The following is a 5464-nucleotide window of genomic DNA, read 5'->3' on the forward strand; positions in this document are numbered from 1 at the left end:
CTCGTGGGCGGTGGCGAACTCGGCGATCCACTCGGCCAGCAGGTCGGGCCGGGTCCGCGGTGCCCAGTGCCGGGCGGGCAGCGTGCGGCGGGTCAGCCGGGGCACCCACTGCTCCAGGCCGTCGTAGAGCCGCGGGGACAGGAAGGCGTCCTCGGTGGGGACGATCAGCTGCACTGGTGTGTGGGCGTAGGCGTCCGCTCGCGGGTGGGCCAGCCGGGGTCGCACGTTGTCCCGGTACAACCAGGCGCCGTGGGCGGCGTCCCGCGGCAGCGAAGCGGTGGGATAGCCGTCGTCCGGGGTCTTCTCCACCCGCCGCAGTATCCGCGGCCAGCGCCGGCCCAGCGGCCCGCGCCAGGCCAGCTCCGGCAGTCTCGGCGTGTGCAGCAGGTAGACGTACCAGCACTTGGCTCCCTGGCCGAGCAGTTGCCCGACCCGGCGAGGGGTGGGCCGGGAGACCCGCCGCGCCAGCCAGTGCCCGAAGTGGTCGAGGGAGGGGCCGGAGAGGGAGGTGAAGGAGGCGACGCGCCCCTCGACGGCGGCCACCGTGGCGAACTCCCAGCCCTGCACCGAGCCCCAGTCGTGCCCCACCAGATGGACCGGCTGGCCGGGGCTCACCGCGTCGATGACGGCGAGGAAGTCGGCGGTGAGCTTCTCCAGCGTGAAGCCGCCGCGCAGCGGCTCCGGCGCCGACGACCGGCCGCACCCGCGCACGTCGTACAGCACGACGTGGAAGCGGCTCCGCAGACGTTCCGCGACGAGCGACCAGACCTCCTTGGAGTCCGGATAACCGTGTACCAGCACCACGGTGGGCAGGTCGGCGTCGCCCAGTTCGGCCACGCACAGCCTGACGCCGTCGGAGGTGGTGATCCGGCGTTCGCGGGCGCCTTCCAGTGCGGTGCTCATGCGGCTTCCCCTCCCTGTCGCCACCGCGTGTGCGGCGGATGGTCGTCGAGCCGGAACACTCCGGCGGCGGGTTCGGCGGCGGAGGAGTGTCCGTGGCGTCCGCGCCCGCCCCCACCGTTCCGCAGCCCGCCTCGGGCCCGCCGTCCGGCTCGGCCGCGCAGCCCGCTCCGACGGACGCGTCCGTCGAATCCAGGGCAGCGGTGGCCGCGCCGCCCCGGCAGCCGGTGTCCGCCGAGGACGACATTGCCGAGGAGGACGATCCGGACCTCGACGAGACGGCGCTCTCCGGCTACGACCTCATCGTCCGCGAGCTGGGCGCGACCCTGGTCGAGGAGATCCACCACGAGTGACGCCGCGAGGCCGACGGTGGCGGGGCGGACGGTCGCGAGGCCGACCGTCGAGGCGCCGACCTCGGAAGGCCGTCGTGACGCCGGCACCCGCGAGGCCGACGGCCTGACGGCTGTTCGTCCCCGACGGCCGTACCCCGACCGCCACGACACCCCGCCACGACATCCCCGCCACGACGCCCCCGACCGTTGCCCTCGCCGGGTCCGCCCGGGCGGAGGTGAGCGAGACGAACCGTGACGGAGACGGACGCACGGCCCGCCGACCACGTAGGCTCAGCACACAGCAGGAGCCCGGCACAGCGGGTTCCGGTCAGACGCAGTCGACGCCCAGGAGCGAAGCCGTGTTTCCCGGTGGTGGTCAGCCCGACATGCAGCAGCTGCTGCAGCAGGCTCAGAAGATGCAGCAGGATCTCGCCGCGGCCCAGGAGGAGCTGGCCGAGACGCCCGTCGAGGGCTCGGCGGGCGGTGGCCTGGTGAAGGCCACGGTGACGGGGGCCGGTGAGCTCCGCGCACTGGTCATCGATCCCAAAGCGGTGGACCCTGAGGACACCGAGACGCTCGCCGATCTGGTGCTCGCCGCGGTGCGTGACGCGAACAACGCGGCGCAGCAGCTCCAGCAGACCAAGCTCGGCCCGCTGGCCCAGGGGCTCGGCGGCATGCCGGGGCTGCCTTTCTAGGCGTCCCCGGCCACCGGACGCATCCGCGTCCGTCCAGCGCGTCGCCCGACGTGGCGCGCACGGCAGGAGAAGGAGTCAGCGACCGTGTACGAAGGCGTGGTTCAGGACCTCATCGACGAACTGGGCAGGCTGCCCGGCGTCGGTCCCAAGAGCGCGCAGCGGATCGCCTTCCACATCCTCCAGTCCGAGTCGGCGGACGTCCGCCGACTCGCGCACGCACTGACCGAGGTCAAGGCGAAGGTCCGCTTCTGCGTCGTGTGCCACAACGTGGCGCAGGAGGAACACTGCCGGGTCTGCGTCGACCCGCGCCGCGACCGCACGGTGATCTGTGTGGTCGAGGAGCCCAAGGACGTGGTGGCGATCGAGCGGACGCGTGAGTTCCGCGGTCGGTACCACGTGCTGGGTGGGGCGATCAGCCCGATCGAAGGGGTCGGCCCCGACGATCTGCGGATAAGGGAACTGCTGGCCAGGCTCGCCGACGGCAGCGTCACCGAGTTGATCATCGCCACGGATCCCAATCTCGAAGGGGAGGCCACCGCCACGTACCTGGCGCGCATGGTCTCCTCCCTGGGTTTGAAGGTCACCAGACTGGCCAGTGGTCTCCCTGTCGGGGGCGATCTGGAATATGCCGACGAGGTCACGTTGGGGCGTGCCTTCGAGGGGAGAAGGTTGCTTGATGTCTGAATCCACGCAGGCCATCCGCACGTCCGACCCGGACGACTTCGCCGTGCAGATCTCCGACCAGGTCCAGAGCTTCATCCTTGCCGTGACCGAGGTCGCCAAGGGCGACGAGCCCGACAGCGCGGTGCCGTATCTGCTGCTGGAGGTGTCGCAGCTGCTGCTGGCCGGCGGTCGGCTGGGCGCCCACGAGGACATCGTTCCCGAGGAGCGCTACGAGGCGGACACCGGTCCCGAGCCGGACGTCGACGAGCTGCGGGAACGCCTGGCGGTCCTGCTGGACCCGGTCGACGTCTACTCCGAGGTGTTCGACCCCTACGTTCCGCGCAAGGCCCCGGTGGCCTGCCGGATCTCCGACGACCTGGCCGACGTGCTGACCGACCTGCGCCACGGCATGGCGCACTACCGCGCGGGACGCGTCTCCGAAGCGCTGTGGTGGTGGCAGTTCTCGTACCTCTCCAACTGGGGCGCGACCGCCTCGGCCGCCCTGCGGGCCCTCCAGTCGCTCGTGGCGCACGTGCGCCTGGACACCCCGCTCCAGGAGCTGGACGGTCTGGACACGGACAGCCCGGTCGCGGAGTCCGACGACGGCGAGCTGGAGCGGGAGGCGGGCGCCGTGATGGCCGCGGAGATCGCCGCGCCCCTGGGACTGAAGCCCACCCGCTGACGCTCCGGGGCCGAGCGTCCGAGGGAGTGCCTGCCGCGGTGGCGGGCGTGTGCACGTAGGGCTGGGCGGGCCGGTGGGCGGAGCGATGAGTTTCCGTCCGCCGGACCGTCCGTCCGTGTGCAGGTGGTTCCCGGCGTGGAGGAGCGCGGATCGTATGGCGGACAGCACGGAACCGGTCGGGGAGCTCGACTCCCGCTTCAGCAGTCCCGGTGCGGAGGCGGTGCCCTGGGCGGTGGCGCGGGAGGCGCTGGCCGCCGCGGAGGTGTACTGGCTGGCGACGGCACGGGCCGACGGACGTCCGCACGTCACCCCGCTGATCGGTGTGTGGCGGGAGGGCGCGCTGCACTTCTGCACCGGGCCGACCGAGCAGAAGGCGCACAACCTGGCGCAGTCGCCGCACTGCGTGCTCACGACCGGAGGCAACACGCTCGGCGTGGGCCTGGACCTGGTCGTCGAGGGGGAGGCGCGCCGGATCACCGAGGACGCCGAGCTCCGTGAGCTGGCGGCCTGCTACGAGGAGAAGTACGGCAGCGCCTGGCGTTTCGAGGTCGGCGACGGCGTTTTCCTCGGCGACGGCGGTCGGGCACTGGTCTTCGGGGTGCGTCCGACGAAGGTGTTCGGCTTCGGCAAGGGCGAGCCGTTCAGTCAGACCCGCTGGCGCCCCTGACACCGCCCTCCCGTTTCCTCCGCCCTCCTTCCCGCCCCCCTTCCCCCCTCTTCCCTCGCGGCCCCTGCTCCGGCGGCTGCGGGAGGTCGCCGGACGGCGCTCGCCGGGTGGCGGGGCGCGGGACGGCGGCGGGTGGAAGCGGAAGGCGGCGCGCGGGCGGGCTTTGCACGCGGGCGCTTTGCAGAATGACCAGGTGGCATACGCCAGAGGCATGACAGGCGTTGACGGCAGGGACAAGCCAATCGGAGGCCGTACCGTCCGCCGCCCCGCGCCCGCGTCCATGCCGCCCTGCTGAGGCGCTGGGCTGGCACAACCGCGCAACCCCGGTCGTAGCCGACACGGCGACCGTGCGGCGGCTCGGCCGATGTGCCCAGCTCAGCCGGGAGCCGGGGAACGGCTGAATGTGTGCCCCAGGCATCTGCCCGACGGGTTTGCGGGCGAACTTTAGACAACCGGTGGGCCCTTGCGTCGAAAAACCGCAGAACTCCCCCGAACGGGCAACACGTTCCGTAACTTCTCACTCACTGGCGAGGCGAACGCAGCGCCGGGAAGGGGAGGGGAGTCGCTGTGCCCGGAATCGACGAGTGCCTGCTGGAAGCCATGGTGCTGCCCGGCGCGCGCGGTGCCGCCGTGGTCGACTGGACCAGCGGTCTCGCGCTCGGCACCGTGGGTGAATCACCCTCCGGCGACCACGAGTCATCCGCCGCCGAGACGGCCGAACTGGCCCGGATGGCCGCCGAGCACCTCTCGTTCGCGCCGAACGACGCCGCCGGACCGAACGCCGCCGGACCGGGCATCGGTGCCGGACCGGGCCACGCCGCCGGTTCGGGCCGCGCCGTCGCACCGCCGCCCGGCTTCCCGGACGGGAAGGGGCTGCCCGTCGAGGACGTGATCGTCACCTCACGGGACGGCTACCACCTGCTGCGTTTTGTCGAAACGACCTTCGACAGCAGCGTGTTCATCCACCTGTGGCTGGACCGCGACACCGGCAACCTGGCCCTCGCCCGGCTCAGACTCCAGGAGCTCGCCGACCGCCTGGTGCTCGTGTGACCATGACCGAGGCCCCGGCACCTCCCCATCCCACGCTCGACCGGTTGGCGGCCGACCGTGCGACGGGTGCCCTGCTCTGCGACACCGGTGCGCTGTACCTGGTGGAGGGCGAGGTCGTGCACGCGGAGAGCCCCGACGCGCCCAGCCTGGACGTGCTGCTGATCCGCACCGGCCGGCTCGCCGCCGAGCGGTGGGAGGAGGCGGTGAACACCGGGGGCGCCCGCTGCCGGGTGGCGGACGCGTTGCTCGCGGACGGCCGGCTGGCGCGCGGTGAACTGGAAATGTGCCACCTCGCGGCCCTCTACGACGCCGCCTACTTCGTGCTCGCGCCGGACGCCGGCTCGATCCGCTTCCGCAGCGGTGTCGCGCACTGGCTCGGCCCGGTCCGCCCGGTGCACGCCGGCCACATCGGACGGGAGACCCGTCGGCGCCGACGGCTCCTGCACGGCATCTGGCCGTTCGAGGACGTGGACAC

The 5464-nt window shown here is 72.4% G+C and carries 7 protein-coding genes and 1 pseudogene; 7 read left to right on the forward strand and 1 reads right to left on the reverse strand.

All coding sequences use genetic code 11. The features are described 5' to 3' along the window. Positions 1–903 (reverse strand): alpha/beta fold hydrolase (locus ACYVE9_RS14230; protein WP_461028199.1); only part of this gene is annotated, 903 nt, incomplete at its 3' end. Positions 904–995: 92 nt separating this feature from the next. On the opposite strand from ACYVE9_RS14230, the gene ACYVE9_RS14235 reads away from it, so the two are divergent. From ACYVE9_RS14235 to ACYVE9_RS14265, 7 genes and pseudogenes are all read left to right on the forward strand, one after another. Next, positions 996–1253: a hypothetical protein gene (locus tag ACYVE9_RS14235; protein ID WP_461028200.1), complete on the forward strand. Its 258-nt coding sequence runs from the start codon at positions 996–998 to the stop codon at positions 1251–1253. A 338-nt stretch (positions 1254–1591) separates the two neighbouring features. Continuing rightward, positions 1592–1927 carry a YbaB/EbfC family nucleoid-associated protein gene (locus ACYVE9_RS14240; protein ID WP_461028201.1) on the forward strand — a complete coding sequence of 112 codons (336 nt, stop codon included), beginning with the start codon at positions 1592–1594 and terminating at the stop codon, positions 1925–1927. Positions 1928–2011: 84 nt separating this feature from the next. After that, on the forward strand, positions 2012–2611 hold the full coding sequence (gene recR / locus ACYVE9_RS14245; protein ID WP_461028202.1) for a recombination mediator RecR: 600 nt from the start codon (positions 2012–2014) through the stop codon (positions 2609–2611). After that, positions 2604–3272, forward strand: a complete 669-nt coding sequence (locus ACYVE9_RS14250; protein ID WP_461028203.1) for a DUF5063 domain-containing protein — start codon at positions 2604–2606, stop codon at positions 3270–3272. Before recR ends, ACYVE9_RS14250 begins: the two co-directional genes overlap by 8 nt. A 154-nt stretch (positions 3273–3426) precedes the next feature. After that, positions 3427–3939 (forward strand): pyridoxamine 5'-phosphate oxidase family protein, encoded by a 513-nt coding sequence (locus tag ACYVE9_RS14255; RefSeq protein WP_461028204.1) that lies wholly within the window; start codon positions 3427–3429, stop codon positions 3937–3939. Between the two features lie 567 nt (positions 3940–4506). Continuing rightward, entirely contained in the window at positions 4507–4989 is a 483-nt protein-coding gene (locus ACYVE9_RS14260; protein ID WP_461028205.1) for a hypothetical protein, read from the forward strand. A 2-nt stretch (positions 4990–4991) separates the two neighbouring features. Further along, positions 4992–5464: pseudogene (locus tag ACYVE9_RS14265) on the forward strand (transcriptional regulator); the annotation flags it as partial.

Source organism: Streptomyces sparsus (assembly GCF_054776295.1).